Raw genomic sequence first — 25,440 nt, 5'->3', positions numbered from 1 at the left:
TTTTGACACATGCGTATCTATTTACTATCTTTTGTTCTTTTCTTTTTTGTTTTTGAAGGCTTTTGTCAATCTAATGAGAGTTTGAAGCCGATTTTTCAAATGATCAATGAAGAAGTATTTCAGCACTCGGAGGCTTATCATAATCTGGAAACATCTACCCTTCGTATAGGGCATCGCCTAACCGGTTCGGAGAACGGTGCCAAGGCTGAGCAATTTGCATATGATCTCTTCAAGTCTTACGGTTTCGACGAGGTATCCTTTCAAACGTTTAAAGCAGAAGGCTGGAGCAGGGGTGCGCTTTCTTTAAAAGTAACCGGTAATGTCGGGGAAAGAGAAATCAAAGCGGTATCCCTTGCGCATGCTCCTACGAACGCGAGCTTGCATGCAGAAATCATTGATATGGGCAGTGGCCTCGAGGGAGATTATCTAGTTGACCCGGATAAAGCAAAAGGGAAGATTGTACTAGCTTATTTGGGCGTTTTGCCAGACGCCAACCCACTTGCGAAAAACTTACATCGATCAGAGAAAACAGCCCTTGCCATAAAATACGGGGCAAAAGGTATCATCCTTTATAACACAGTTCCGGGAGGCGTATTACTTACGGGAACCGCCTCGGTGACTGGAAAGCTCATTCCTATTCCGGCTGTTTGTATAGGCTTGGAAGAGGGCTTGGCACTAAAGGATTCGTTGAAAAACAAAGGGCGAGTTAATGCTTCCATCGTAATGACTAATTATGCGGGCCCCGTCACGGCACGTAACGTTATTGCGCGTATTAAAGGCGTGGAATTCCCCGAAGAAAAGGTTGTGGTTGGCGGACATTTGGATAGCTGGGACCTGGCTACGGGGGCCATTGATAATGGAATAGGTGCGTTTGCAGTAATCGATATGGCCCGTACCTTGAAGAAACTAAACGTAAAACCAAGACGAACCATCGAATTTGTGCTTTTCATGGGTGAGGAGGAAGGCTTACTTGGATCTAAAGCTTATGTGGAGCAAGCGATACGGGATAAAAGTATCGAACACATTCGCTATATGTTGAATTATGACATGACCAATAACCCAAAGAGTTTTCAATCCAGTTTGGAAAGTAGCAGAACGTTGTTTGAGGCCATCGGAAAGCAAGTGCAAGCCATTGATACAACATTCAAAAATAATTTTGAGGGTAGAGCAGGTTTGCATAGTGATCATCAGCCGTTTATGCTGCAAGGGGTGCCTACCGGCGGCGGTGGTGATACGTATCTTAGCAAGGATGTATTAAACTGTTATCATGCGGATTGCGATCATATAAACTTAGTGGATAAACCGGGGCTTATTAATACAGTTCGTTTCGGTGCGATGCTGGCTTATGGTATCGCGGAGGCACCGGCGATTGATACTAAGCGCCTTTCCGATGAGGAAGTAAAGGCACTCATGATCGAGAACAAACTGGAAGAACCTTTGCGTATTTCCGGGGATTGGCGATGGCTTGAATAGTTTTAAGTACATCTCACAACCGGCAACTCACAACTATTTTTCGTATAAAACTTTTTATCTAAGTTTGCAGCCGCAATGGGAAAAGATAAATTAAGAAAGTTTGCTGAGATCGCTACGTTTGATAATGTCCTACAGTTAGAGGAAGGAAAGGTGATGAAGGGGCAATGGGCTGAGAAACATTTTGGTAATAATAACCCAATTGTCTTGGAGCTTGCCTGTGGCAAAGGGGAGTATGCTGTAAACCTGGCAAGGCTTTTTCCAGAAAAGAACTTTATTGGAGTAGACTACAAGGGAAATCGCATATGGCGGGGGGCAAAAACGGCATTGGAAGATAACATTTCAAATGTGGCCTTTTTAAGAATACAAATTGAGACGCTTCTGGATTTTTTTGAAAAAGGGGAGGTAGACGAAATCTGGATAACGTTTCCGGATCCACAACCTCAAATTAGTCGTGAAAAAAAGCGGTTGACATCCGATAAGTTCTTAGAACGCTATCATTGGGTATTAAAAGAAGGCGGCTATGTCAATCTTAAAACGGATAACGATGGTTTGCATGCCTACACATTCTCCAAAATAGAAGAGCTGGGATTAAAAGTGCACTGTAAAACAGAAGATTTATATCATTCCGAGTTTGTAAACGAGACGCTTACGATCAAAACTTATTACGAGAAAAAATACCTAGCTCACAATAAGAACATCAATTACTTGAAATTTTCTTTTAATTAGCGCTCATAGTATTGCCATCAAGCATCTTTTATTAGTTAAAACGTTGCCGTCTCAATATGTACACATCACACTATGGTACATTGTATATAAGCGTTAATTTGCCTATGTTTGCAAAGTCAGATCTTATAAGAAACAAATGGAAAAGAAGAAGTTCTCTACCGGGCTATCTCTATGGGTTTTTCTTTGCCTTTGCCCAACGATACTCTTTGCTCAAGATAGCCTTTCTATTATACCAGCACCAACATTTTTACAAGAAAAGCCCGGATACTTTCAATACCCGGAATTAGCGGAGGTCTACGTAAGTCAAGATTTTACAGAAGAAGTTGAATTGCTCCGAACCCATCCCTATATCCATTTTGAAACGCCTCATAAGCTGAAATCCAGGAAAAAGATGCCCGAAAGCGGTATTTTTTTGCTTAAAGCCGAAGCCGAGGATCGCCTGCCCCAACGCGCTTATCAATTGGAGGTAGACACAGGAAAGATAACGATCATAGCCCATGATCGTCAAGGGGTAATACACGCTTTAGCGACACTCACCCAAATTGCTTATACGCAATCAAACGAACGCTTGCTACCGGCTGTTTCCATACAAGACGAACCTGCTTTTGCTTATCGGGGATTAATGCTTGACGTGTCTCGACATTTTTACCCGATTTCTTTTTTGAAGCGAATGATTGATCTGATGGCCCTATATAAGTTAAACACCTTTCATTGGCATTTAACAGATGGGGCGGGATGGCGTCTGGAAATAAAAAAATATCCTCAACTGACGCAAAAGGCGGCGTGGAGAAATTATCCTCGTTGGAAGGATTGGTGGAATTCAGGACGAAGATACTTGGAAGTGGGAGATCCTAATGCTTCCGGTGGGTACTACACGCAAGAGGAAGCGCGTGATTTTGTAGCCTATGCAGCTGAAAAGGGCATTACCGTAATTCCCGAAATTGAGATGCCCGGGCATAGTGAAGAGGTTTTGGCAACTTTTCCGCAGCTCTCCTGCTCAGGTGAGGCTTATAGAAATGCGGAGTTTTGTATCGGCAATGAGGAGACCTTTTCTTTTATTACTAATGTGTTAGATGAAGTGATGGATATATTTCCTTCTACGTATATCCATATTGGGGGAGATGAAGTAGACAAGAAAGCTTGGAAAAACTGTCCCAAATGCCAAGAACGGATAAAGAGCGATAATCTTCAAAATGAAGAAGGCCTGCAGAGTTATGCGATCAAGCGGGTTGAAGCGTATTTGAAAGACAAGGGGAGAAAACTCATTGGATGGGACGAAATATTGGAGGGGGGCTTACCCCCGGAAGCGACTGTCATGAGCTGGCGGGGAGAGCAAGGTGGGATTGAGGCGGCAAACGCGGGGCACGATGTGATTATGACGCCTGGCGCTTATCTATATTTCGACTCTTACCAAAGTAATCCAATTGGTCAGCCGGAGGCCATGGGTGGTTTCTTACCTTTAGAGAAGGTGTATTCTTATCATCCCATTCCGGCTGAAATTGCGGCCGATCAACAAAAACATATTTTAGGGGTACAGGCAAATGTCTGGACAGAATACATGCCAACGCAGGAGCAAGTTGAATATATGGTTTTTCCAAGAGCTATAGCGTTGGCAGAAGTTGGATGGACACCTGCTGATAAACGGGTTTGGCAAGACTTTAAAAAGCGTTTGCAAAAACATTATTTGCTTTTGCAACGCTTGCATGTCAACTACTATCGACCTTCTTATGATGTTTCCATTGCGAGTAAATATGACATCAATAAGAAAAAGGCAACGGTAACAATTTCTTCTGAGCAATATAGTCCTGAAATAAGATATACGACAGACGGAAGCGAACCAACAACGGCTTCTACGTTATACATTGACTCCTTGTCGCTCGTAAACACAACGACTATTAAGGCAGCTGTTTTTAAAGATTCTGTCCGTTTTGGTAAGGTGGAGGATTTTACAGTTGATATCCATAAGGGAATTGGTAAAAAAATCGTTTACAATAATCAATGGAATGACAAGTATCCGGCAAAGCTGGATAGTAGTTTATTAAATGGGCAATACGGTGGTCTAAGCTACGGTGACGGTGAATGGCAGGGATTTTTAGGTGATTTTGATGTGACACTTGATTTTGAACGACGCGAAGAACTACATGAGATAAAGTTGCGGTTCATGCAGCTTGCAGGGCCAGGGGTTTATATACCGGGCAGTGTGAAAATATTAGCCTCTGATGATGGTAAGCATTTCCGTGAAATGGAAAAAATCGATAACGATGTGCCGACGACCGATCCGTCTTTACGATTTAAGACGTTCAGTTTCGATCTGGAGGGTCGACTTGCGCGTTACATTCGTATTGTAGGCCAAAATAATATGAAAGGATTTCTGTTTACAGATGAAATTGTGGTTTATTGAGCTAGGACTGAAAGGTCTTATATGGCACCATTGGTGCAATGGCGTAAGGTAAAAGGTCTAGAGGCATAAGCTATAAACCCCGCTTGGTTGTGGTTGTATCTGTCTGCGATAGGGGGGAATGCAACTAACTTAATAACTCTTTAATATCATCTGCAGTTAGCGATTTTACAAAGCTCTCTTCGGTTGTTATTAGTTGATTGGCTATCGTCTTTTTGCGATCTTGTAAAGCCAGAATTTTTTCTTCTACACTATCTTTTGTGATAAACTTATAAATGAACACGTTTTTCGTTTGTCCTATACGATGCGACCGGTCGATAGCTTGTTGTTCTACAGCCGGATTCCACCAAGGGTCAAGAATAAATACATAATCTGCTTCTATAAGATTTAATCCAACACCTCCCGCTTTAATGGAAATTAGGAAAAGCTTAACTTCCTCGTTATTTCTAAAGTCATTAACCACATCTTCTCGGTTTCTTGTTGAGCCGTCTAAGTAAGCATACCTGATTTTTTTCTTATCAAAATGCCGGCGGAAAATTTCCAGTTGTTTTACAAACTGTGAAAATATAAGCACTTTATGTCCCCTTGATAAGACGCTGTCCAGCGTGTGCACCACGTTCTCGAATTTGCCCGATTCCCCCTCATAATCCTCGTCCACCATGCGCGGATGATTTGCCAGTTGGCGAAGTTTTGTTAAGCCCTGCAGTACTTGAATCTGTGATTTAACCATTAATTCGTCGAGCGATTGCTCTAGCAGAACGTTGCGATACTCCGATTTAATCTTTTCGTAATACTCGGCCTGTTCATCGCTCATTTTGCAATAAAAGATCTGCTCAGACTTGGGAGGAAGCTCTTGCGCTACCTGATCTTTTGTTCTCCTTAACACAAAGGGCTTGATAATCGCTTGGAGCTTGCGCGCCTTTTCTTCATCCTTTTTCTTCTCAATCGGAATTACAAAGTCGGACTGGAAATGAGCATGACTGCCTAATAATCCTGGGTTTAAAAAAGACATTTGCGACCAGAGATCGCCCACCGAATTCTCAACCGGTGTACCACTGAGCGTTAATCGATATTTGCTTCTGAGTTCTTTTACTGCTTTAAAGGACTTGGAACTTGGATTTTTGATGTTCTGGCTTTCATCCAAAATAATATAATGAAAATAAAATCCCTGTAATAATTCTTCATCGACGCGAGCGATGCCATAGGTAGTAATAACGACATCAAATTTTCCAAAATGGTCGTTTACTTTCGGCCTATTGGTACCTGTATGAATTAATATATTTAATGCAGGTGCAAATTTCTCGGCTTCACTCTGCCAATTGTAAATGAGTGAGGTCGGCATGATGATCAGCGAGGTGCCTTGGATGCCTTTCTCTTGTAACTCTTCTCGCTCTTTTTGCAGCAATGCCAGGGTTTGCACCGTTTTTCCTAAACCCATATCATCGGCTAAGCAACCCCCAAAATGATAGTTTTTCAAAAAATGAAACCAGTTATATCCCGCTTTTTGATAACTTCTCAATGAACCTTTAAAATGGAGTGGCTGTGCAATATCGTCGATTTGTTCAAATTCCTGAAGACGCTGCAACTTGCGCTCCATACTAAGCCCTTGGATATTACTTTCACTTAGATCGTTGATTAAGCCAATATGATGTTTTTGAAGCTGAATGCTTCCTTTGTTTGCGGAATAATAAAACAGGTTATTAAATTGAGCAAACCAAGCTTCCGGAATAATCGCTATTTCTCCGGAAGGTAAAATAAACTCCCTCTTTTGATGCAGGATATGGTCTCGCAACTGAATAAAAGGAATTTCATATGGACCAAAGCGAACAATGGCATGAACATCGAACCAGTCATTTTCTTCTTTTACTTCCAGATCAATCTTGGTATTACCAAGTAAATATTTCCGGTGGTTTTCTGTTTTTTGCTCGATTTGATAACCCTTATTAATCAAAAAGTCGTGGTTTACGTTAATCCAGTTGATCAATAAGTGGGTGTTAGTGGCGCCGTCGATATGTTCCGGATGTTTTTTTATATTCAGGTTGTTGAAAAGCGGATCCGGTTTTGATAACCCTAAGTTCAAAAGTTCTTGTAAATGGTCTTCCTCCCATTTTAAGGAACGTTTTACCCGATGGAAGGTGTAAAGATCTTCTGATTCTTTGTAATCCATTCGAACGGTAACCTTATGTTCGCTACCGGCATCAAAGGTATACGGGCCATATTTAAATTGCAATTGCGCAAAGGCGTCGCCATTGGCGGTATTAACAATTTTAAGCAAGGGAGATGCCTCATGTTGATAGGTTTTGATATCAAAGCCTTCCGCGTAGACGTGGTGCTTAGTGATCAACGACCGTACAAATCGATCGAAGTAATTATACTCGGTATTTCTGGGGATGCTGATATAACGCTTATTTAGGAAAGGCGATATTTTTTTTCCGTCTAAATCTTGTTCAAAAGAATATAGCGTTCCTTCTAATAATAGCCAAGCAGGTTCATTGCTGATGATCTGCGCATTTTTGTACATAAAATCAATGCGCAGTCCCTGATACTTTATGGTCGGGAAATAACGTGTTTCTTCCGCATTTCTGCGAAAATGAAACAGTACGGAAGCAGGCTCGGGAGCAATCGTCAGTTTTTCTTCTACGGGCCATCCCTCTTTGCTCATGAGGTAAAGTGGTTTATCGCGGATAAGCTGTAAGATGGCTGCCAGTTTTTTATCTATTTTTGGACGGATATAATCAAATAATTTTTTGTCGAAGATTTTGCTGAAGAATTCGCGTGGGCGAATCGCTTTTTTATGCATCTTTTTGATGAGTTCCGATTGCTCTAGCTCGTCCAGCAGTTTAATGATTTTTAAGTCGTTGTCTTCGAGTGCGGGTGCATACTCGCGAGCGGTATTGCTAAAAATTCGCTGATAGGTAAGTGAAAATTCACCATTTGGATTTAATTGTACAATGTGCGGCTCAATTAAATAACCCAAAAATTCATGTTGACATAACGAATAAACTAAACTATATGGTTTTTGCGTATCTATTCTTAGCATTATCTGTCGTTAAAAAAGCTTTAAATATAAGGTTTTTAATAATATATTGCGAAATATTGCCCTATTGCTCATGAAATTTTTTCTGTTTTTTTTCTATTTACTGTTAGCTGCCTCCTTGTCCGCCAGGCAGCAAGCAGATGACCTTCATAAAAACGCAATCGTGATTGATTTGCATAATGATGTTCTTTCGGAATCAATTATCACGGGAAAAGATATAACAAAGCGATTGACCAAAGGCCATACGGACTTTCCAAGGTTGAAGAAAGGGGGTGTTGATGTACAATTCTTCTCGGTATGGTGCGACGGGAAAAAATTAAAGCCCTTTCAGTATGCAAATAGGCAAATAGATGCTTTGAATGAACTGATAGAACGGAACACAGACCAAATAATCCTTGCTAAAAGTGTAGGTGATATTTATAAAGGGGTGCAACAAGGTAAAATAGTAGCGATGCTCGGGGTAGAAGGGGGACATATGATTGAAAATCAGCTTAGCAATTTAGATAGCTTATACCGTAGGGGCGTACGCTATTTAACCTTAACATGGAACAATAGTACTGCGTGGGCCTCTTCGGCAGCTGATGAGCGGAAAGGAAAGCGTCGGGGGCTGACAGACTTTGGAAGGCAGGTGGTTAGGCGAATGAACGAATTAGGCATGGTAATTGACTTGTCGCATGTAGGAGAACAGACTTTTTATGATGTATTGAAGATTACGGATAAGCCGGTTTTTGTATCACATAGCGATGTTTATTCCATTAACCCACATTACCGAAACCTGACGGATCAACAGATCAAAGCTATTGCAAAAAATGGCGGGGTTATCGGCGTGAATTTTTATGCATATTTTTTAGATCCAACTTTTCGCCGGAATGTAAGTCTGCTATATGCAAAGCATATCAGTTCGACGGATAGCCTGCCGGTAAGTATAGATAAAAAATATCGTCTGCTTCCTGTTCAAGTAAGGCAACAACTGGCACCACCGCTATCGCTCGTTGTGGATCATATCAATTATTTGGTACAAGTAGCTGGTATTGACCACGTGGGTATCGGTGCAGACTTTGATGGCATGGACGCTACCCCGGCAGGATTGGCCGATGTAGGTGAATACCCTCATCTAACCGAAGCACTTATTGCATGTGGTTACACCGATGAAATGATTAAAAAAATATGGGGCGGCAACGTGCTGCGTGTACTTCGTGCACAAGAGTGACGATATTATTTGTCGTTTCCTGTATCGCCCTTTTTGAGTCCCGGTTTAAACCGAGGCTTAAAGCCTAAAGGTTTAGCTTCAGTGCTCGCGGCGTTGTGCTCGGTGTCTGTATTCGGATTTGTATGAGGAACCTCCGCTTTTGCTTCCGGAGCCATATTTTTTTTATCCTCCTCAGCACGGGGATTGGATGTTTGTTGCGGTTTTTCCGTAGACGTTTTATTTGTAATACCGGCTTTGAATCTAGGCTTAAATCCCGTAGGCTTCGAAATAGTAGGCGGTTCATTAGCAGCCGATTTGTCGGACACATCTTTCGCATCTTTTGACTCGCCCTCCACCTTACTTGCTTGGTTTGAGGGGTGGTCAGGTTCTTTCCGCAGGTGTTCGACTGCTGTTTTATCGGTAAGGCCAGCTTTGAACCTGGGTTTGAAGCCCATGGGTTTGGATAGGTCTTTTGGTTCACCGGTCTTCTGTGTTTCAGAAGGTTCCTCTGTTTTGCCTGTTGTTTCAAGTTGCTTAGGCAGCGCCGGTTCTTCTTTTGGTGTTGCCGTTTCCTTATTTGTTACGCCAGCTTTAAAACGGGGTTTAAAACCGGACGGCTTATTGACATGGTCGGTAGCTGGCGCTACAGTTGGAGGGGTATCCTCACCCTTTACAGGTTGATCTTCTGCATGGTCTTCTTTGGAACGCGTGGTCTGTCCCGGTTTAAATCTAGGCTTGAAACCGGTGGGCGCTTTGCTTGCACTATCCGTATCCGTTTCGGGGTTCGGAGCGGGTTTTGCTTCTCCGGTAGGTGGAGTTGCTTTAAACCGCGGTTTAAAGCCGGTCGGTTTCGCGGCTTGCGGGGATTCTGCTGCAGCAATGGCCTTGTTTTCGTCCAAAGAGGAAGTGCTAATGGGCGCCTGAGATAGGCCAACCTCTTCTTTGAGATGATAGCTTTTCCGTAAGCGGTTAAACCAGAATTTCTTTGTATGGTCGAAGCTCTTTTCGCCCATTAGCTCAAAATGACTTTTGAACTCTCTATACAATTGAGGTTCCACCTTCTCTAATTGGCGAAGGTCTATCCTTTTTTTTATAAAGAAATCTTCGAAAGTCATTCTTTTAGTATTAAGTATCAGATATCAAGTATCGGGTATCAAGTACCCAAGTATCATTCTGGCTACTTACGTCTTACATCCTGATACTTACCTGCCTGCCGGCAGGTGTCTTTTATCTTGATACTACTAATTAAACCATATTATGATACACCGCTTGTACGTCGTCGTCTTCCTCAATCTTATCGATGAGTTTCATCACTTCTGCAGAAGCCTCTTCCGAAACTTCAGTTGTAGAGAGGTTAATGCGCTCTAATTTAGCACTTTTTACGTCAATGCCCTTTTCTTCTAATAGTTTTTGCATATTGCCGAAGTCCTCGAAAGACGTTTGTACTACCACAATGTCGTTTCCTTCTTCGTCTGCTTCGACGTAGAGTTCCTCCAGGCCGCCATCGATTAACTCCAATTCCAGTTCTTCTAAATTCAGGTCTTCTGTCGCCGCAAAACGAAAGATTGACTTGCGTTGAAAGATAAAGTCAAGTGAGCCCGTTTTACCTAAAGAACCGCCTGCTTTAGTGAAATAGCTTCTGATATTAGCCACTGTTCTATTGGTATTGTCAGTGGCTGTTTCGATTAAAATGGGTACTCCATGTGGGCCATAGCCCTCATAAACATGCTCTTCGTAACCTTTGGCGTCTTTCTCAGATGCACGTTTGATCGCAGCTTCTATCCGATCTTTCGGCATGTTGACCGCCTTCGCGTTCTGTATAGCCGTGCGAAGACGTGAGTTGGACTCCGGATGAGGTCCGCTCTCTTTAACAGCGATGGCGATTTCCTTTCCAAGGCGTGTAAATTGGACCGCCATCTTGGCCCAGCGTTTAAATTTTCTTTCTTTTCTAAACTCAAATGCTCTTCCCATATAATGTATATTAAGTGGTTTCTAAATTTTGTTTTAGGTTTTTTATCATCTCCTCTGTCATTGCCTTGAGATTAAATTGTGGGTTCCAGCCCCAATCTTTTCGAGCATATTCATCATTGATGGAAGAAGGCCAGCCATCTGCAATTGCCTGGCGTGGATCATTATTCGAGTAGGAAATGGAAAATTCGGGAACATGTACTTTAATTGCTTCAGCTAATTCCACCGGCGTGAAACTCAGGCCTGTCAAATTATAACTACTTCGGATTGTTAAATTTTCAGCAGGTGCATCCATTAATTGAAGTGTACCTTGGATTGCATCCTCCATATAAAGCATTGGTAAGCGAGTTTCGGCAGAGAGGAAGCACTCATAGGTTCCTTTACTCAAAGCTTCATGAAAAATGTGAATAGCATAATCCGTAGTGCCTCCGCCTGGAGCAGCCTTCCAGCTTATTAAACCTGGATATCGGATGCTACGAACGTCTAGGCCATATTTATTGAAATAATACTCGCACCAACGTTCACCGGCCTGTTTGCTGAGGCCATATACCGTACTTGGATCCATGATGCAATATTGAGGAGTTTCCTCTTTAGGTGAATGGGGTCCAAAAACAGCGATGGAACTTGGCCAGAACACTTTGTCAACGCGGTATGTTACGGAGAGATCCAATACATTCAGTAGACCGGTCATATTTAAATCCCAGGCCAATTTGGGATTTTGTTCACCAACAGCAGACAACACAGCAGCCAAAAGATAAACTTGTGTTGGTTTGTACTTTTCGAATAGAGATTGTAGTAGTTCTTTGTCAAGAACATTCACAATTTCAAAAGGACCCTGCGATGGGGTATTAGGTTGCCTTATATCTGATGTTACTACACTTTTTTCTCCATATTTTAATCGCAAAGCAGTTGCTAATTCCGTTCCGATTTGCCCGTTAGACCCGATAATGATAATGCTTTCTTCCATCGCCCACAAACTTAGATAAATTGCCTTTCATATGCAACTGAGTAGTGAGGTGTGCAGGGAAATCGCTTTTTAAAAAAGACCGGTTTTTTTATTCAACTTTTCAAACATACGAGTTGAGCAAACCGAAGAACGTAGTGATGAGTTCATGAACACCTTTAAAAATAAACAAGAGTGAATAAATCAAGGCGGTGTAGGCTACTTTGCACCTGATGGCAAAGCATCACTGGCGCGTATTGGAGCCGTTTCACTTCCTCAATCCGCTTGGATACTGCCATATGAGCAGAGGAGCAAATGCTTTGCTGCTCGTTGCGTCGGTATCCTTCAAGGCCGTTTATCCGACACTCGGGGCCCAGTGGCTGCCCGCAAAAGCTCTTCGTTCAGCTGAAATATCGCCTAGGAAGTTTGCGGCTTGCAGGTTGAAGCACCACCATCGTAGCAAAGTTCCAAGCGATGAGTCTTTGGTTACTTTCTGCGGAAGAAAGTGACAAAAAAAACGTTCTTTTGATATGTTAACTATTGTTTGCCTAAAATTTGGTTGCCAATACGCAACTCATGCGATATTTTTTTATACCATCAACGGAGTTGTAAACTTCTACATAAACGAGGTAAATACCCACGGGAAGTCGCTGACCTGTATCGCTAACACCATCCCAAAATAGTGTGCCACTTGTACCAAGTAAATGGTTCCGGTATAAGGTTTTTACCAGCATTCCCTGTTCATTATATAGGTAGACATTCACCATATTACCGCTTTGCTGAAATCGATAATTGATTTGCAATAGATCTTCGAATCCGTCATAGTCAGGTGAAAATGTCTTTGAGCTAAGCCAGATAGCGTCATGCTGCTCAGTACGTTGCTGTGAGTTTCTGTATCCCGGTGTAGCATAACCCACCGAAGCCGCTGCGGAAGTGAAATTGCCCGGTTTATTGGTGTCTTCCTCAAAACTTTGTCTTTCCAAAGAAACTCCTTTCGGATTCTTTACCAGTGGATGGTGCATGCCTTCATGATAGTCGAGTCGGTCAATGATCGTTTGACCGCTTATAATTGCGATTGATCCGCCTGTATTGGGTAATTGAGGCATTGCCGCTATATCAATGAAAGCTGTTGGGTTTTCGGTATAATAATGATCTTTAACGATATTACCATCTTTACTTAGTACCATATATTGTTTAGGGTAAAAGGGTGTCTCTTTGGTCGCAAGAGGTCGGACGTTGATTAGACTATCCTTGTCAATAACGCGAGCGATCTGTAAGCTTTTTAAATCGATGGTTTTTTCCGACCGGTTATACACTTCAACAAACTCCACACCACTGGCTTTTGGATCGGGAAGTATCTCATTGATCAATATATCAAGTGGCTCTACCTGAGCGTGTAGTGTCGCGGTTAGTAAAGACAATAAGGATGAAGCTAATATAAGACAGATCTTATTCATTATCCAGGTTGTGGTTTGGTTTATTTCAGATGAGCTAAGATAAAAAGCTTGGTTGAGGAGGGCAAACGTTCAATCGCTTGACAAGAAGAATGAACGAACTGAACAAGGTGTTTTCGAAAAAATGAACTTTGAAGAAGCTGATCGCTAAAAACATTCCTCTTTTTAACTTTAAAATTCGTATGTTTGAAGGTTAAAAAATAATGATTCATTAAAATTTACTATTAAAACAAAAATTTAAAACAAAACAATGAAAATTGCAGTCGTTGGCGCTACCGGGCTTGTCGGTTCGGAGATGTTAAAAGTTTTAGCAGAGCGCAATTTCCCAGTAACAGAATTGATTCCGGTAGCCTCTGAAAAAAGTAAGGGTAAGGAAATTGAATTCAAGGGAAAGAAGTATAAGGTGGTTACACCCGACGAGGCAATAGACTTGAAGCCGCAAATCGCTTTATTTTCTGCCGGCGGAGGAACGTCGACGGCGTATGCACCTCAATTTGCTGCGGCAGGAATTACTGTAATTGATAACTCATCTGCATGGCGTATGGACCCTACAAAAAAACTGGTCGTTCCGGAAGTGAACGCGCATGTACTCGCATCAGATGATAAAATTATAGCAAATCCAAACTGCTCAACCATTCAGATGGTTGTCGTATTGAAACCGCTTCATGAGAAATATAAAATAAAACGTGTTGTCGTTTCAACCTATCAATCGGTAACAGGAACAGGGGTGAAAGCGGTACAGCAGCTCAACGATGAACGAGCAGGCAAAGATGGAGAAAAGGCTTATCCTTATCAAATTGACCTTAATGTGATTCCTCAGATCGATGTATTCCAAGATAACGGTTACACAAAAGAGGAGATGAAAATGATTAAGGAGACGAATAAGATAATGGGGGATGATAATATCCGCGTGACCGCTACTACGGTGCGCATCCCGGTGATGGGAGGGCATTCTGAATCTGTCAATATTGAATTTGAGAATGACTTTGATTTAAATGAGGTAAGAGATCTACTTGCAAAGCAAACCGGTGTTATCGTCGTGGATGATCCGGCTAATTTGAAGTATCCAATGCCAAAAGACGCTCATGGAAAAGATGAAGTGTTTGTTGGACGTATCCGTAGGGATGAGAGCCAGGAAAAGACACTTAATTTGTGGATTGTGGCGGATAACTTGCGTAAAGGAGCTGCTACCAACGCCGTCCAAATTGCCGAATATTTAGTGAAGCAAGGCTTGGCTTAATGCCAATAGAAAATAAAAATAAAAGGAAGATGCTTGAAAGCCATCTTCCTTTTTTATTTTTGGTGCGTCAGCATAATAAACAAAACAATGAACAAGGCCTTCTTGAGAACCCTTTTTACAATTACCTGTTTGCTTCAATTTATATTTGGAGCCGAAATTGTAACCGCCAATGAAAAGGATACATTGCGTATTATTACCTATAATATTCATCATGCTAACCCACCGTCAAAGCCGGGACTTATCGATTTAGAGGCCATAGCAGCGGTTATTAATCAAAATAAGCCGGATTTAGTTGCTTTACAGGAGGTGGATGTAAATAACCGGCGATCGGGTAAAAACCTGAACGAAGCGGCAGCATTGGGAAGCTTGACAGGGATGCATCATCATTTTGTAAAGGCCATCGACTACGAAGGGGGTGCTTATGGTGTTGCCATACTATCTAAGTGGCCTATACAACAAAAGGATAGCTTAATATTACCAATGGCTGAAGGAAGTAATGGCGAACCTCGCGTACTCGCCATTGTAGCAGTAGAGCCGAAGCCCGGTAAACCGCTTGTGTTTGCCAGCACACATCTAGACCTAAAGGAGCAGAACCGGCTGTTGCAAGCAGAGGCCATCGTTAAGAAATTGAGCACCTATTCTCAACCCGTTATTTTAGGGGGCGATTTTAATGCAAAACCGGAATCCGACGTAATTAATCATTTTGATACCTACTTTTCAAGGAGTAAAACTAGCGGTAGTGCTGCTTTTACAATTCCTGAGGTAAATCCCGATCGGGAAATTGATTTTATTATGTTCAGACCGAAAAAGCGCTTTCAGTCGGTACGGCACGAGGTGATTAAAGAGCCTTATGCCTCCGATCACCTCCCCGTAATGGTTGAATTGACTTATTGAGCGGAAAATAACTAAAGCAAAGATGGTGTTAAGTAATGCTATAAGCATACGATTTTGGTTGATTTTGATCGTTTTTTCATTGACAACTCAATCGTATGCCCAATCCCTGGAACAGAAAATAAATATCGCTTATCAACAGTTTGAAAGTAATCCGAACCTGAAGTATGGAACGGCATCACTTACCGTATTAGATGCTAAAACCGGTTCCGTTATCTTTTCTAAGAACGGAAATACAGGGCTAGCTACAGCCTCCACCCTGAAGACGATCACTTCTGCTGCTGCGTTTTACCTGTTGGGAGCAGATTACACGTATCAAACAGAATTGTACTATACCGGTCAGGTTGTAGATGGTATCTTAAACGGCGATCTAGTTATTAAAGGAAGTGGCGACCCCTCTTTAGGTAGTGACCGATTTGAGCAAACAAAGGAATCCCTGTTGTTAACACAATGGACTCATGCTATTGTGAATGCAGGGATCAAGAAAATAAACGGTAGTATTATCGGTGACGATTTGTTATATGGAGGACAAAAGGCTGGTCCGCGATGGATTTGGCAGGATTTAGGAAGTTATTATGGCGCGGGGATATCTGGGTTAAATTGGCGAGAAAATTTAGTGGACGTTCATATACTCCCGGGCCGACAGGTAGGAGCTGTCACAACCCTGCAGTCGACGGTGCCTAATGTATCGTATTTAAAAATCGTTAATGAATCTACTACGGGTAGCCCCGGTTCGGGAGATAAAGTCTATCCCTACAGTGCACCCTATTCGTCGCTCATATATCTGCGGGGTACTTACGGGATTGATTTAAAAAAGCCTATTCAGATCGCGCTTCCGGATGCCGCTTACGACGCAGCGCTAAGATTACAGTTGAATTTGGAACGCCAAGGTGTAAGCGTACGACAACCTGCTACTAGTGGCAAATTGCTTAAGCTATCGGGAAAGGAAGTGCCATCAGCAGGTAGGACATTGTTTATCCACCAATCTCCAACCTTAAAAGATCTTGTTTATTGGTTCAATCAAAAAAGTATCAATTTGTATGGTGAGGCACTCCTAAAGACGATCGCTCAACAAAAAGGGTCTGTGTTGGACACGGACGACGCGGCTGATACAATGCGCGACTTTTGGGTTAACAAACTAGGATTGGAAAAAGGGTCGATGAGAATATTTGATGGTAGTGGCCTCTCGCCCGAAAATCGTGTCACAACAATGGCCATGGCAAAAATTTTGACCTCTATTAAAAGAGAACCTTGGTTTAGCGACTATTATAAAAGTATCCCTGTTTATAATGGCATGAAGATGAAGAGCGGTACGATTGGCGGTGTACTGGGGTACACTGGATATCAAAAAGCATCTAATGGAACCGAGCTTGTGTTTAGCTTGCTCGTGAACAACTATGAAGGTACCGCTTATAATATGCGACAGCAGATGTTTAGATTACTGAATGCATTGAAGTAGTTAGAAAGTAAAAAGTAAAAAGTAAAAAGTAAAAAGTAAAAAGTAAAAAGTAAATTTTACTAACAACTAACAACTAACAACTAACAACTAACAAACAACTTATAGCCAAAAAATGCTATCTTTGCATCATCATGAGTTATCAACTGCGCGTTTCAATTGATAAGGATTCCGGCTTTTGCTTTGGAGTGGTTTATGCCATTGACATGGCAGAGGAAATCTTGGAAGAGGAGGGATATCTCTATTGTTTGGGGGATATTGTTCATAATGATGAGGAAGTAGCCCGCCTAAAAGCCAAGGGGCTGCGCATCATTTCCCATGAAGATCTACCTAAGCTCCGGAATGAAAAGGTTTTAATCAGAGCGCACGGAGAATCTCCTGAGACCTATAAAATAGCTCTGGAGAATAATATAACCTTGATTGATGCATCTTGTCCTGTGGTGCTAAAATTGCAGAACAGGATTAAGACATCTTACGACGATAAAGAGCGCATTCTCATCTTCGGCAAACATGGACACGCAGAAGTGATTGGCCTGCAAGGTCAGACAAATAATGAAGCAATCGTTTTTCAAGATCTGGAAGAACTTGACGCGCTTGAGTTGCCTGGTAAGTTTACCTTATATAGCCAAACGACAAAAAGTACCGATAAATTTTATCAAATTAAAGATGAGCTGTTAAAGCGGGGATACGAAGTGAAAGCAAATGATACGATTTGCAGACAAGTATCCAATCGTTATGAAGATCTGGCTAAGTTTGCAAAACAATTTAATAGAATTGTTTTTGTGTCGGGCAGAAAATCGTCTAATGGCAAGGTCCTTTATGATGTTTGTCTAAGAAATAATCCAAAAAGTATATTTATCTCTGATCCTGCAGAACTGGATGCTTCTATGTTTGGCCCAAATGAGACTATTGGCGTTTGTGGGGCTACATCAACACCTATGTGGTTAATGCAAAAAGTGAAAGAACAGTTGGAGCGTTTTTAATCGTCCGATCTTTCCATGTATCCCATTATCATATAAAGCTCACATTCATTTTTGATTAAAACCAAAGCGAATACAAATTTGTAATTTTGGGATGGAGTAATGATGCAAAATATGGCACAGGTTTTGGCGTAAAGGTCTAACTTGTCTGCAAGGACAGACTTTTACTTTACCAGTAAATGTTGTGCTGACTGCTCTTGATTGTGTAGGGAGGGATTTAAAACACTAAAATTTACAGATGAAAGCAAAAAAAGGCGTGTTGTTGATTAATCTGGGAACGCCTGATAGTCCTAAGGTACCTGACGTTCGGCGATATCTAGATGAGTTTTTGATGGATGGTCGGGTGATTGATATCGGTGTAATCCAGCGCAATCTCTTGGTACGGGGAATTATTGTTCCTTTCAGGAGTCCAAAGACTGCTAAGTTATACAATGAGATTTGGGATAAGGAAAAAGGTTCCCCACTGCTTTACATCAGTGAAGAACAGGTAGCTTTATTGCGCGAGGAACTGAGCGACGAGTACCAGATTGAACTCGCGATGCGTTACCAAAACCCTTCTATCGAACAGGCATTGGAAAAGCTTCGTTTAGCTATGGTTGACAGTATTCGCGTCATCCCCTTGTTTCCACAGTATGCATCCGCTACCACTGGGTCTGTGATTGAAAAGGTAATGCGCCTAATGAGTACGTGGCCAACCTTTCCGGAAATATCATTTGTCAATCAGTTCTATGATAACGAGTTGATGATCGAAGCTTTTGCCGACAATGGCAGATTAAAGAAACCTGAAACTTTCGATCATGTACTATTTAGCTTTCATGGCTTACCGATTAGGCAATTGAAGAACGTTGACAATTCCGGTAATCACGGTTGTGATGCCCCCAATTGCTGTGCGCAGATAAGCTCAACGAATAAATTTTGCTATGTTGCGCAATGTCATGCAACAGCACGGTTGATTGCGGAAAAGCTTCATATAGCTCCTGAAAAGTACACTGTCTGTTTTCAATCAAGATTAGGAAAGGAGCCGTGGGTTCAGCCCTATACGAGCGATGCGCTGGAGAAACTAGCCCATGAAGGTGCAAAAAGACTGCTGGTTTTCAGTCCGGCATTTGTTGCCGACTGTATAGAAACATTATATGAAATAACCGTAGAATACGGGCAAGAATTTAAGAAGCTAGGTGGAGAACATGTCGAATTGGTGCCAAGCTTAAATACCCATCCAAAATGGATAGAGGCATTAAAACAAATGGTACTCGGCGAGCAGGCAAACATACCCAATATGCAGCTTGGAGAAACAGTTGTGAATAAGTAGGATTTGAATGGGTGTGCCCGATAGGGCCGGAAAGGATTTAAATATGAGACTGATCGTTATTAATGCCTTTATACTGCTTTTAATTGATTTTTATATTTATTATGCACTTCAAAAAAGCACCATTCGATGGGCTAAAGCACGTTTTTTTAAAGCTGTTTGGTGGGGATATAGTATCGCTTTGTTCATTGGTGTTCTGGCGAGCTTATACTTCAGCCTTCCTTTGATTGTTCGATCCATTATATTGGTTGCTTTTTTCTTGACCTTTACCAGTAAGATTTTTTATGTACTAGTCTTGCTTGTAGATGATTTTAGGAGAGGCGGCGTGTGGATGACAAGAAAGATATTTGGCAGAAAAGGTGAATCGGAAGCGACGAAGCTTTCTGCGGAAACCGTTTCAACTAATGCTGATCGTATTAGTCGATCACAATTCCTAACTAGAGCTGGTATTGTTGTTGCTGCTGTGCCCTTTGCCACCTTGAGTTGGGGAATTGCTGTGGGAGGCTATGATTATAGGGTGAGACGACAGAAACTTTATTTGCCGAATTTGCCTAAAGCCTTTCACGGATTAACGATTGGGCAAATATCGGATATCCATTCAGGAAGCTTTTATAATAAAACGGCCGTTCAGGGAGGCATTGATATGCTACTTGCCGAAAAACCGGATGTCATTTTTTTTACCGGCGATTTAGTTAATAATAAGGCCGATGAAATGCGCAATTATCAGGACTTATTTAGTAAAGTGAAGGCACCTTTGGGCGTTTATTCGACATTGGGGAACCACGATTATGGAGATTATTTCTATGGGAAGGAGGATAGCCCCGAGAAACGTAAAAACTTACAGCAGGTGAAGGACATCCATAGGATTATGGGGTGGGATTTACTTTTGAATGAACATAGAAAATTGCGTGTTGATAATGAAGAGATTGGTATATTAGGAGTGGAAAATTGGGGAACCGGCAGATTCCCTAAGTATGGACGAATTGATTTAGCAAAAAAAGGTACGGAAGACCTGCCTGTAAAACTTTTATTATCGCACGATCCGTCCCATTGGCGAGCTCAAGTATTAAATAATAAGGATATCGATGTCATGTTTGCCGGCCACACACACGGTATGCAATTTGGTATTCGAGGAGATCATTATCAGTGGAGCCCTGCAAAATACGTTTATAAAGAATGGGCGGGACTTTATACAGATGGTAACCAACAACTGTACGTTAATGTGGGGTATGGTTTTTTAGGTTATCCTGGTCGCGTTGGCATTTTGCCTGAAATCACCATTTTTGAACTAGTAAGTGAGTCTCCGGCTGTAACATAATCCTTATTTGCATGTCTTAATAGCAAATCGTTTGAGATTATGTCAGTAAAGATGCCCTATCGAGAAAATATCCGGCTTTCGTTGGAGTCCATTGCTAGCAATAAATTGCGTACTTTTTTGACCGCTTTGATCATAGCAATCGGTATCACCGCCCTGGTAGGCATTCTTACCTCCATTGATGCTATTCAAAACTCATTAAAAGATTCGTTCTCAGCAATGGGAGCCAATTCCTTTAATATTAGGAATAGAGGAATCAACGTACAAATCGGAGGCAGCGGTACAAGACCTAAAGTTTTCAAAAAAATATCCTATCGTGAAGCCTTGGCCTTCCAAAAGAAATTCGATTATGGTGCCATTGTTTCCATTAGCGCCTATGCTTCCAATTTTGCGGTTGTAAAGTACGGGAGCGAACAGTCAAATCCAAACATATCCATATTGGGAGGTGATGATCATTATTTGCAAACCGGGGGGTATAAATTGGAAAGCGGTCGAAACTTTACCCAGCGCGAGTTGGAAACCGGATCCAATGTGGTGATTATCGGGAGTGAAATAAAAAAACGTTTGTTTAAAGAGGGGCAAGACCCCTTGAACAAAATGCTGGTTATCGGTAATGCAAAATATTTAATTATAGGCGTGTTGGAAGACAAAGGATCCAGTGCCGGCATGGGGGCTGATAAGACCTGTATCATCCCCTTGTTGCGTGCGCGAGCTGTAGTGCAGGGGGAAATGCCTTCTTATACTATTACGGTAATGAGTAGCAACGCGCAGGGAATAGACCCAACAATTGGGGAAGCAACCGCTTTATTTAGAAATATTCGTGGATTGGCAGTTACACAGGAAAATAATTTTGAGATCACCAAAAGCGATGCTGTTGCCCAAATACTGGTTAGTAGTCTTACCTATGTCGCCGTAGGGGCTTTTGTGATCGGCATTATTACATTAATAGGTGCTTCCATTGGCTTAATGAATATTATGCTTGTTTCCGTAACCGAGCGTACGCGGGAAATCGGAGTTCGAAAGGCAATCGGCGCGACACCAAAAGTGATACGAATGCAATTCTTAACGGAAGCGATAGTAATCTGTTTACTTGGAGGGATAGGCGGTATATTGCTCGGTATTTTAATTGGTAATATCGTGGCGGTGGTTGTAGGAACGAGTTTTGTCGTGCCATGGAAATGGATAATAATGGGGATTGTTGTCTGCGTGGGCGTCGGTATGATCTCGGGTTTTTATCCGGCTTCTAAGGCATCAAAACTAGACCCGATCGAGGCGTTACGCTACGAATAAGTGCCGAGAATTAAAAAAACTTGTGAAAAAAAGCAAGTTTATCTATGTTTATCTCATGGAAGAGATAAATTGGCATGATTTTGAAAAAGTAGAACTACGTGTAGGTACGATTGTAACAGCGGAAGACTTTCCGAAAGCTCGAAAGCCGGCTTATAAGTTAACCATTGATTTTGGGTCCGAAATAGGCATTCGAAAAAGCAGCGCGCAAATCACTAAACATTATACAAAAGAAGAATTGCCCGGCAGGCAAATTATTGGTGTTGTAAACTTTCCCAAAAAGCAGATCGCCAACTTTATATCTGAATGTTTAGTTACCGGATTTGCTGACGAAAATGGAGATATTGTTTTATCCACTGTTGCATCAAGGGTACCAAATGGTGCCAAACTGATGTGAGGCTTTAATAATAGCCTTGTAACACGGAATCTTGAATTTGTTAGTAGTGAATTAATCAACGGATAGTGGCTGGCCGACAGTCTAGCTTAAAACCTGCGGTCGAAAGAGAAGATAAATGAAATATATAAATTTTGAAGATACAAGCGATACCGTATCGGACGAATTCTTTATGAAGGAAGCTTTGCGCGAAGCCCAGAAAGCTTTTGATGCAGACGAGGTTCCTATTGGAGCCGTCATTGTACATGATGGTAAAATTATAGCGCGGGGGCATAACTTAACAGAAACACTGAATGATGTAACTGCTCATGCAGAAATGCAGGCCTTCACAGCCGCTGCGAATTACATTGGTGGTAAATATTTAAAAGATTGCACCCTCTATGTTACAATAGAACCTTGCGTTATGTGCGCGGGAGCATCCTATTGGTCTCAGATTAAGCGAATCGTTTTTGGCGCACGGGATGAAAAGAGAGGATACGCTACTATTTCAAAAGATATTGTCCATCCGAAAACTACGGTAGTAAGTGGTATTATGGAAGAGACGTGTCGGGAATTAATGCAACGATTTTTTCAGTTGAAAAGACGATAGTTCAAGGTTTTAGGCGGTAGGCTATAGGCTTTAGGCTATTGGAAAGGTGCTTATTGCTTACCGCTTACAGCCAATTGCTAATTGTCATCTCCTTATAAAAACTTAATTCATAAGAACAATTCGGAGCATATATCGTTATATTTGTGTACAACAATCAGAAAATTAAAAAACATAAAATTATGGCTTTTTCACTTCCTGCGTTACCATACGCATCCGATGCATTAGAACCACATATTGATAAAGAAACCATGGAAATTCACCATGGAAAACATCACCAGGCATATGTTGATAATTTAAATAAAGCAATTGCCGGAACTGATGCGGAATCGCTTTCTATTGAAGAAATCATAAAGAATATTTCAAAATATCCTGCTGCGGTTCGAAACAACGGCGGGGGGCACTATAATCACTCCTTATTTTGGACCATATTGTCGCCTGATGCGCAAACTACTCCGAGTGGTGAGTTGGCTACCGCTATTGATGAAACATTTGGTTCTTTTGACGAATTAAAGAAAAAACTTCAGGATGCCGGAGCAACGCGATTCGGTTCCGGCTGGTCGTGGTTGGTTGTAGATGCCTCCGGAAAGTTGCAGGTAACGTCGACACCAAATCAGGACAGTCCATTGATGGACGTTGCAGAAGTTAAGGGAACACCAATCTTAGGTATTGATGTTTGGGAACATGCCTATTATTTGAAATATCAAAACAAACGCCCTGCTTACTTAGAGGCAATTTTTAATGTTATCTGCTGGAAATCAGTTGGCGAGCGTTACGCCAATGCCAAAAAATAATGGCTCATTTGGATTTTCAAAGATTTAAAAACATGCGAAGAAGCAGTGTTTGCCTAGGCAGCACTGCTTTTTTTAATCGTGAAAGATCGGCACAGTGCTTCGGATTCATGGTTGCACAAAGTTGTGGTCACATCTGCCTGACAGCGATGAATGGCATCGCCAACATAAAACACAAATAAATGAAAGCGATAGTTCTGGACGGAATTAACTTACCCTTAACGATAAAGAATGTAAGTAAGCCTAAACTAAAAGCGAATGAAGTACTCGTAAAGCTTAAAGCTGCGGCACTTAATAGGCGAGATTATTGGATACAAAAGGGACAGTACGCCGGTTTGAAATTCCCCATTATTTTAGGTTCCGATGGTGCAGGAGTCGTAGCAGAGGTGGGGAGCGAATCGGAAAAGGAGTGGATCGGAAAGGAAGTGCTTATCAATCCCTCATTAAATTGGGGCGAAAGCGAAGCCGCACAGTCGACCACATTTCATATTCTCGGACTTCCAAAGGACGGTACCTTTGCAGAATACGTAAGCGTGCCACTCCAAAATTTACATATTATCCCAGCTCACCTTACTTTTGAGGAAGCTGCTGCAATACCCTTGGCCGGGTTAACCGCTTGGCGAGTCTTATTCAGTAGAGCGCATCTGAAGAGAGGGGAACGACTACTCCTAGCGGGTGTTGGAGGCGGGGTAGCAAGCTTTGCTTTGCAGTGGGCCGTTCTTGCGGGTGCAGAAGTATATGTAACATCAAGCAAGCGGGAAAAAATAAGGAAGGCGCTAGACCTAGGAGCGAAGGCTGGCGCATTGTATACCGATAAAAACTGGGCAAATAAAATACACCCTAGCGATGGTTTTGATGTTATAGTAGACAGCGCTATAGGAGAGGGCTTTAATAATTATATCGAGCTTGCGAAACCAGGTGGTAGAATTGTTTTCTACGGTGCTACGGCATCAGGCAATTTACCTGAACTCAATGCGAGAAAAATATTTTGGAAACAACTGAGTATATTGGGTAGTACGATGGGTTCCCCTAAAGATTTTCATGATATGTTGGCATTTGTAAATAAGCATCAGGTAAAGCCTGTTATTGACTCAATTTTTCCTTTAGCGCATGCCGAAGAAGCTGTGAGGAAGATGGATCGTTCGGAACAATTTGGTAAACTGATACTAAGAGTGGATTAGGTAATAGAAAGATGAAACCGAGATGTAAATAATAATAGACACAAAGGGCAATTATTATTGACAAGCATTTACATTTTTAGGTGTCAATGAGCCTCGCGGTCGCTTCGGTTATTTACTCGAGCTCTCATTAACCATTAAAAAGAAATAATAGGATGAAAACAATAGGAATGGTTATAAGTGCTTTGTTGATGAACGTGTTTCTCTCTTGCGCGGGAGAACCCCAACAAAAGCAAGAGAAGAATAAGGTAGTTACACCTTCAGCAAATGCCGGTCTTTTAGATACGGCGACTTTTGCCGCGGGGTGTTTTTGGTGCGTAGAGGCGCAGTTTCAACAGCTTAATGGCGTTGATACAGTTGTCTCCGGTTATACGGGTGGATATGTTAAGAACCCCTCTTACAAAGAAGTTTGCACGGGTAATACAGGCCATGCAGAGGCCGTGAATATTATTTTCGACCCGAAAGTAATCAGCTTTGATGAGTTGATCGAGGCATTTTTTGTGGCCCATGACCCAACACAACTAAATAGACAGGGAAATGATGTGGGAACGCAATATCGATCAGCCATCTTTTATCATAATCCGCAACAGAAAGAGAAGGCATTGTATTATATCAAAAGATTAGATGAAGAACATGCCTACAACAAACCTATCGTCACAGAGGTAAAACCATACGGTGCTTTTTATATAGCCGAGGACTACCATCAAAATTATTTTAATTTGAATCGGAGCGAAGGGTACTGTCAATTTGTAATAGCACCGAAATTGGAAAAATTTGAAAAGGTTTTTAAGAAAAAACTGAAAAACAATAGTGAAGGAATAAAATAAT

The 25,440-nt window shown here is 41.7% G+C and carries 21 protein-coding genes; 16 read left to right on the top strand and 5 right to left on the bottom strand.

Annotated features, from left to right (window positions below):
- Positions 1–9: 9 nt before the first annotated feature.
- From ACH11B_RS05645 to ACH11B_RS05635, 3 genes are all read left to right on the top strand, one after another.
- Positions 10–1,473 (top strand): M20/M25/M40 family metallo-hydrolase, encoded by a 1,464-nt coding sequence (locus ACH11B_RS05645; protein ID WP_377609961.1) that lies wholly within the window; start codon positions 10–12, stop codon positions 1,471–1,473.
- A 75-nt stretch (positions 1,474–1,548) separates the two neighbouring features.
- On the top strand, positions 1,549–2,199 hold the full coding sequence (gene trmB, locus ACH11B_RS05640) for a tRNA (guanosine(46)-N7)-methyltransferase TrmB (protein WP_377609958.1): 651 nt from the start codon (positions 1,549–1,551) through the stop codon (positions 2,197–2,199).
- A gap of 136 nt (positions 2,200–2,335) precedes the next feature.
- Positions 2,336–4,600, top strand: a complete 2,265-nt coding sequence (locus tag ACH11B_RS05635; RefSeq protein ID WP_377609956.1) for a family 20 glycosylhydrolase — start codon at positions 2,336–2,338, stop codon at positions 4,598–4,600.
- 124 nt (positions 4,601–4,724) lie between these two features.
- Here the strand turns inward: ACH11B_RS05635 and ACH11B_RS05630 are convergent, their stop codons facing one another.
- The gene (locus ACH11B_RS05630; RefSeq protein WP_377609954.1) at positions 4,725–7,637 is read right to left on the bottom strand and encodes a DEAD/DEAH box helicase; all 2,913 of its coding nucleotides are present in this window, start codon (positions 7,635–7,637) and stop codon (positions 4,725–4,727) included.
- Positions 7,638–7,707: 70 nt separating this feature from the next.
- Between ACH11B_RS05630 and ACH11B_RS05625 the strand changes: the two genes are divergently transcribed.
- Positions 7,708–8,844: a dipeptidase gene (locus ACH11B_RS05625; RefSeq protein ID WP_377609952.1), complete on the top strand. Its 1,137-nt coding sequence runs from the start codon at positions 7,708–7,710 to the stop codon at positions 8,842–8,844.
- Positions 8,845–8,849: 5 nt separating this feature from the next.
- On the opposite strand, the gene ACH11B_RS05620 is transcribed toward ACH11B_RS05625, so the two are convergent.
- The 4 genes from ACH11B_RS05620 to ACH11B_RS05605 form a co-directional block, all read right to left on the bottom strand.
- A complete protein-coding gene (locus tag ACH11B_RS05620; protein WP_377609950.1) occupies positions 8,850–9,938 on the bottom strand; it encodes a hypothetical protein in 1,089 nt (362 codons plus the stop codon).
- 130 nt (positions 9,939–10,068) lie between these two features.
- Positions 10,069–10,794, bottom strand: a complete 726-nt coding sequence (locus ACH11B_RS05615) for a YebC/PmpR family DNA-binding transcriptional regulator (protein WP_013664377.1) — start codon at positions 10,792–10,794, stop codon at positions 10,069–10,071.
- A gap of 10 nt (positions 10,795–10,804) precedes the next feature.
- The gene (locus ACH11B_RS05610) at positions 10,805–11,758 is read right to left on the bottom strand and encodes an NAD-dependent epimerase/dehydratase family protein (RefSeq protein ID WP_377609948.1); all 954 of its coding nucleotides are present in this window, start codon (positions 11,756–11,758) and stop codon (positions 10,805–10,807) included.
- Positions 11,759–12,282: 524 nt separating this feature from the next.
- Positions 12,283–13,191, bottom strand: coding sequence for a lamin tail domain-containing protein (locus ACH11B_RS05605; protein ID WP_377609947.1), 909 nt, complete (start codon positions 13,189–13,191; stop codon positions 12,283–12,285).
- Between the two features lie 247 nt (positions 13,192–13,438).
- Between ACH11B_RS05605 and ACH11B_RS05600 the strand changes: the two genes are divergently transcribed.
- The 12 genes from ACH11B_RS05600 (at position 13,439) to msrA (ending at position 25,439) form a co-directional block, all read left to right on the top strand.
- Positions 13,439–14,428, top strand: coding sequence for an aspartate-semialdehyde dehydrogenase (locus tag ACH11B_RS05600; protein WP_013664373.1), 990 nt, complete (start codon positions 13,439–13,441; stop codon positions 14,426–14,428).
- Between the two features lie 87 nt (positions 14,429–14,515).
- A complete protein-coding gene (locus tag ACH11B_RS05595; protein ID WP_013664372.1) occupies positions 14,516–15,322 on the top strand; it encodes an endonuclease/exonuclease/phosphatase family protein in 807 nt (268 codons plus the stop codon).
- 22 nt (positions 15,323–15,344) lie between these two features.
- A complete protein-coding gene (gene dacB, locus ACH11B_RS05590; protein ID WP_130854794.1) occupies positions 15,345–16,778 on the top strand; it encodes a D-alanyl-D-alanine carboxypeptidase/D-alanyl-D-alanine-endopeptidase in 1,434 nt (477 codons plus the stop codon).
- Between the two features lie 131 nt (positions 16,779–16,909).
- Positions 16,910–17,758 (top strand): 4-hydroxy-3-methylbut-2-enyl diphosphate reductase, encoded by an 849-nt coding sequence (locus ACH11B_RS05585; protein WP_130854795.1) that lies wholly within the window; start codon positions 16,910–16,912, stop codon positions 17,756–17,758.
- A gap of 235 nt (positions 17,759–17,993) precedes the next feature.
- A complete protein-coding gene (gene hemH, locus ACH11B_RS05580) occupies positions 17,994–19,064 on the top strand; it encodes a ferrochelatase (RefSeq protein WP_013664369.1) in 1,071 nt (356 codons plus the stop codon).
- A gap of 43 nt (positions 19,065–19,107) precedes the next feature.
- The gene (locus ACH11B_RS05575; RefSeq protein WP_377609944.1) at positions 19,108–20,379 is read left to right on the top strand and encodes a metallophosphoesterase; all 1,272 of its coding nucleotides are present in this window, start codon (positions 19,108–19,110) and stop codon (positions 20,377–20,379) included.
- A 39-nt stretch (positions 20,380–20,418) separates the two neighbouring features.
- A complete protein-coding gene (locus ACH11B_RS05570) occupies positions 20,419–21,666 on the top strand; it encodes an ABC transporter permease (protein WP_013664367.1) in 1,248 nt (415 codons plus the stop codon).
- Between the two features lie 55 nt (positions 21,667–21,721).
- Positions 21,722–22,060, top strand: coding sequence for a tRNA-binding protein (locus tag ACH11B_RS05565; protein WP_013664366.1), 339 nt, complete (start codon positions 21,722–21,724; stop codon positions 22,058–22,060).
- A 115-nt stretch (positions 22,061–22,175) separates the two neighbouring features.
- Complete coding sequence (locus tag ACH11B_RS05560; RefSeq protein WP_377609941.1) at positions 22,176–22,646, top strand: nucleoside deaminase; 471 nt, start codon at positions 22,176–22,178, stop codon at positions 22,644–22,646.
- A 179-nt stretch (positions 22,647–22,825) separates the two neighbouring features.
- Positions 22,826–23,437, top strand: coding sequence for a superoxide dismutase (locus ACH11B_RS05555; RefSeq protein ID WP_013664364.1), 612 nt, complete (start codon positions 22,826–22,828; stop codon positions 23,435–23,437).
- 179 nt (positions 23,438–23,616) lie between these two features.
- On the top strand, positions 23,617–24,615 hold the full coding sequence (locus ACH11B_RS05550) for a zinc-binding dehydrogenase (protein WP_377609938.1): 999 nt from the start codon (positions 23,617–23,619) through the stop codon (positions 24,613–24,615).
- A 152-nt stretch (positions 24,616–24,767) separates the two neighbouring features.
- On the top strand, positions 24,768–25,439 hold the full coding sequence (gene msrA / locus ACH11B_RS05545) for a peptide-methionine (S)-S-oxide reductase MsrA (protein WP_377609935.1): 672 nt from the start codon (positions 24,768–24,770) through the stop codon (positions 25,437–25,439).
- Position 25,440 lies beyond the last annotated feature (1 nt).

This window comes from Olivibacter sp. EAT-5 (assembly GCF_044784325.1).
Lineage (GTDB): Bacteria > Bacteroidota > Bacteroidia > Sphingobacteriales > Sphingobacteriaceae > Olivibacter > Olivibacter oleidegradans.
The sequence above is the reverse complement of the archived record's forward strand: the minus strand, read 5'-3'. Positions and strand labels throughout refer to the sequence as shown.

Coding starts and splice junctions, on each gene's coding strand:
- ACH11B_RS05600 (WP_013664373.1), top strand. CDS start 13,439: ATGAAAATTGCAGTCGTTGGCGCTACCGGGCTTGTCGGTTCGGAGATG.
- ACH11B_RS05620 (WP_377609950.1), bottom strand. CDS start 9,938: ATGACTTTCGAAGATTTCTTTATAAAAAAAAGGATAGACCTTCGCCAA.
- ACH11B_RS05605 (WP_377609947.1), bottom strand. CDS start 13,191: ATGAATAAGATCTGTCTTATATTAGCTTCATCCTTATTGTCTTTACTA.
- ACH11B_RS05595 (WP_013664372.1), top strand. CDS start 14,516: ATGAACAAGGCCTTCTTGAGAACCCTTTTTACAATTACCTGTTTGCTT.
- ACH11B_RS05585 (WP_130854795.1), top strand. CDS start 16,910: ATGAGTTATCAACTGCGCGTTTCAATTGATAAGGATTCCGGCTTTTGC.
- ACH11B_RS05645 (WP_377609961.1), top strand. CDS start 10: ATGCGTATCTATTTACTATCTTTTGTTCTTTTCTTTTTTGTTTTTGAA.
- ACH11B_RS05575 (WP_377609944.1), top strand. CDS start 19,108: ATGAGACTGATCGTTATTAATGCCTTTATACTGCTTTTAATTGATTTT.
- msrA (WP_377609935.1), top strand. CDS start 24,768: ATGAAAACAATAGGAATGGTTATAAGTGCTTTGTTGATGAACGTGTTT.
- ACH11B_RS05550 (WP_377609938.1), top strand. CDS start 23,617: ATGAAAGCGATAGTTCTGGACGGAATTAACTTACCCTTAACGATAAAG.
- ACH11B_RS05610 (WP_377609948.1), bottom strand. CDS start 11,758: ATGGAAGAAAGCATTATCATTATCGGGTCTAACGGGCAAATCGGAACG.
- trmB (WP_377609958.1), top strand. CDS start 1,549: ATGGGAAAAGATAAATTAAGAAAGTTTGCTGAGATCGCTACGTTTGAT.
- ACH11B_RS05615 (WP_013664377.1), bottom strand. CDS start 10,794: ATGGGAAGAGCATTTGAGTTTAGAAAAGAAAGAAAATTTAAACGCTGG.
- ACH11B_RS05560 (WP_377609941.1), top strand. CDS start 22,176: ATGAAATATATAAATTTTGAAGATACAAGCGATACCGTATCGGACGAA.
- dacB (WP_130854794.1), top strand. CDS start 15,345: ATGGTGTTAAGTAATGCTATAAGCATACGATTTTGGTTGATTTTGATC.
- ACH11B_RS05555 (WP_013664364.1), top strand. CDS start 22,826: ATGGCTTTTTCACTTCCTGCGTTACCATACGCATCCGATGCATTAGAA.
- ACH11B_RS05625 (WP_377609952.1), top strand. CDS start 7,708: ATGAAATTTTTTCTGTTTTTTTTCTATTTACTGTTAGCTGCCTCCTTG.
- hemH (WP_013664369.1), top strand. CDS start 17,994: ATGAAAGCAAAAAAAGGCGTGTTGTTGATTAATCTGGGAACGCCTGAT.
- ACH11B_RS05565 (WP_013664366.1), top strand. CDS start 21,722: ATGGAAGAGATAAATTGGCATGATTTTGAAAAAGTAGAACTACGTGTA.
- ACH11B_RS05570 (WP_013664367.1), top strand. CDS start 20,419: ATGTCAGTAAAGATGCCCTATCGAGAAAATATCCGGCTTTCGTTGGAG.
- ACH11B_RS05630 (WP_377609954.1), bottom strand. CDS start 7,637: ATGCTAAGAATAGATACGCAAAAACCATATAGTTTAGTTTATTCGTTA.
- ACH11B_RS05635 (WP_377609956.1), top strand. CDS start 2,336: ATGGAAAAGAAGAAGTTCTCTACCGGGCTATCTCTATGGGTTTTTCTT.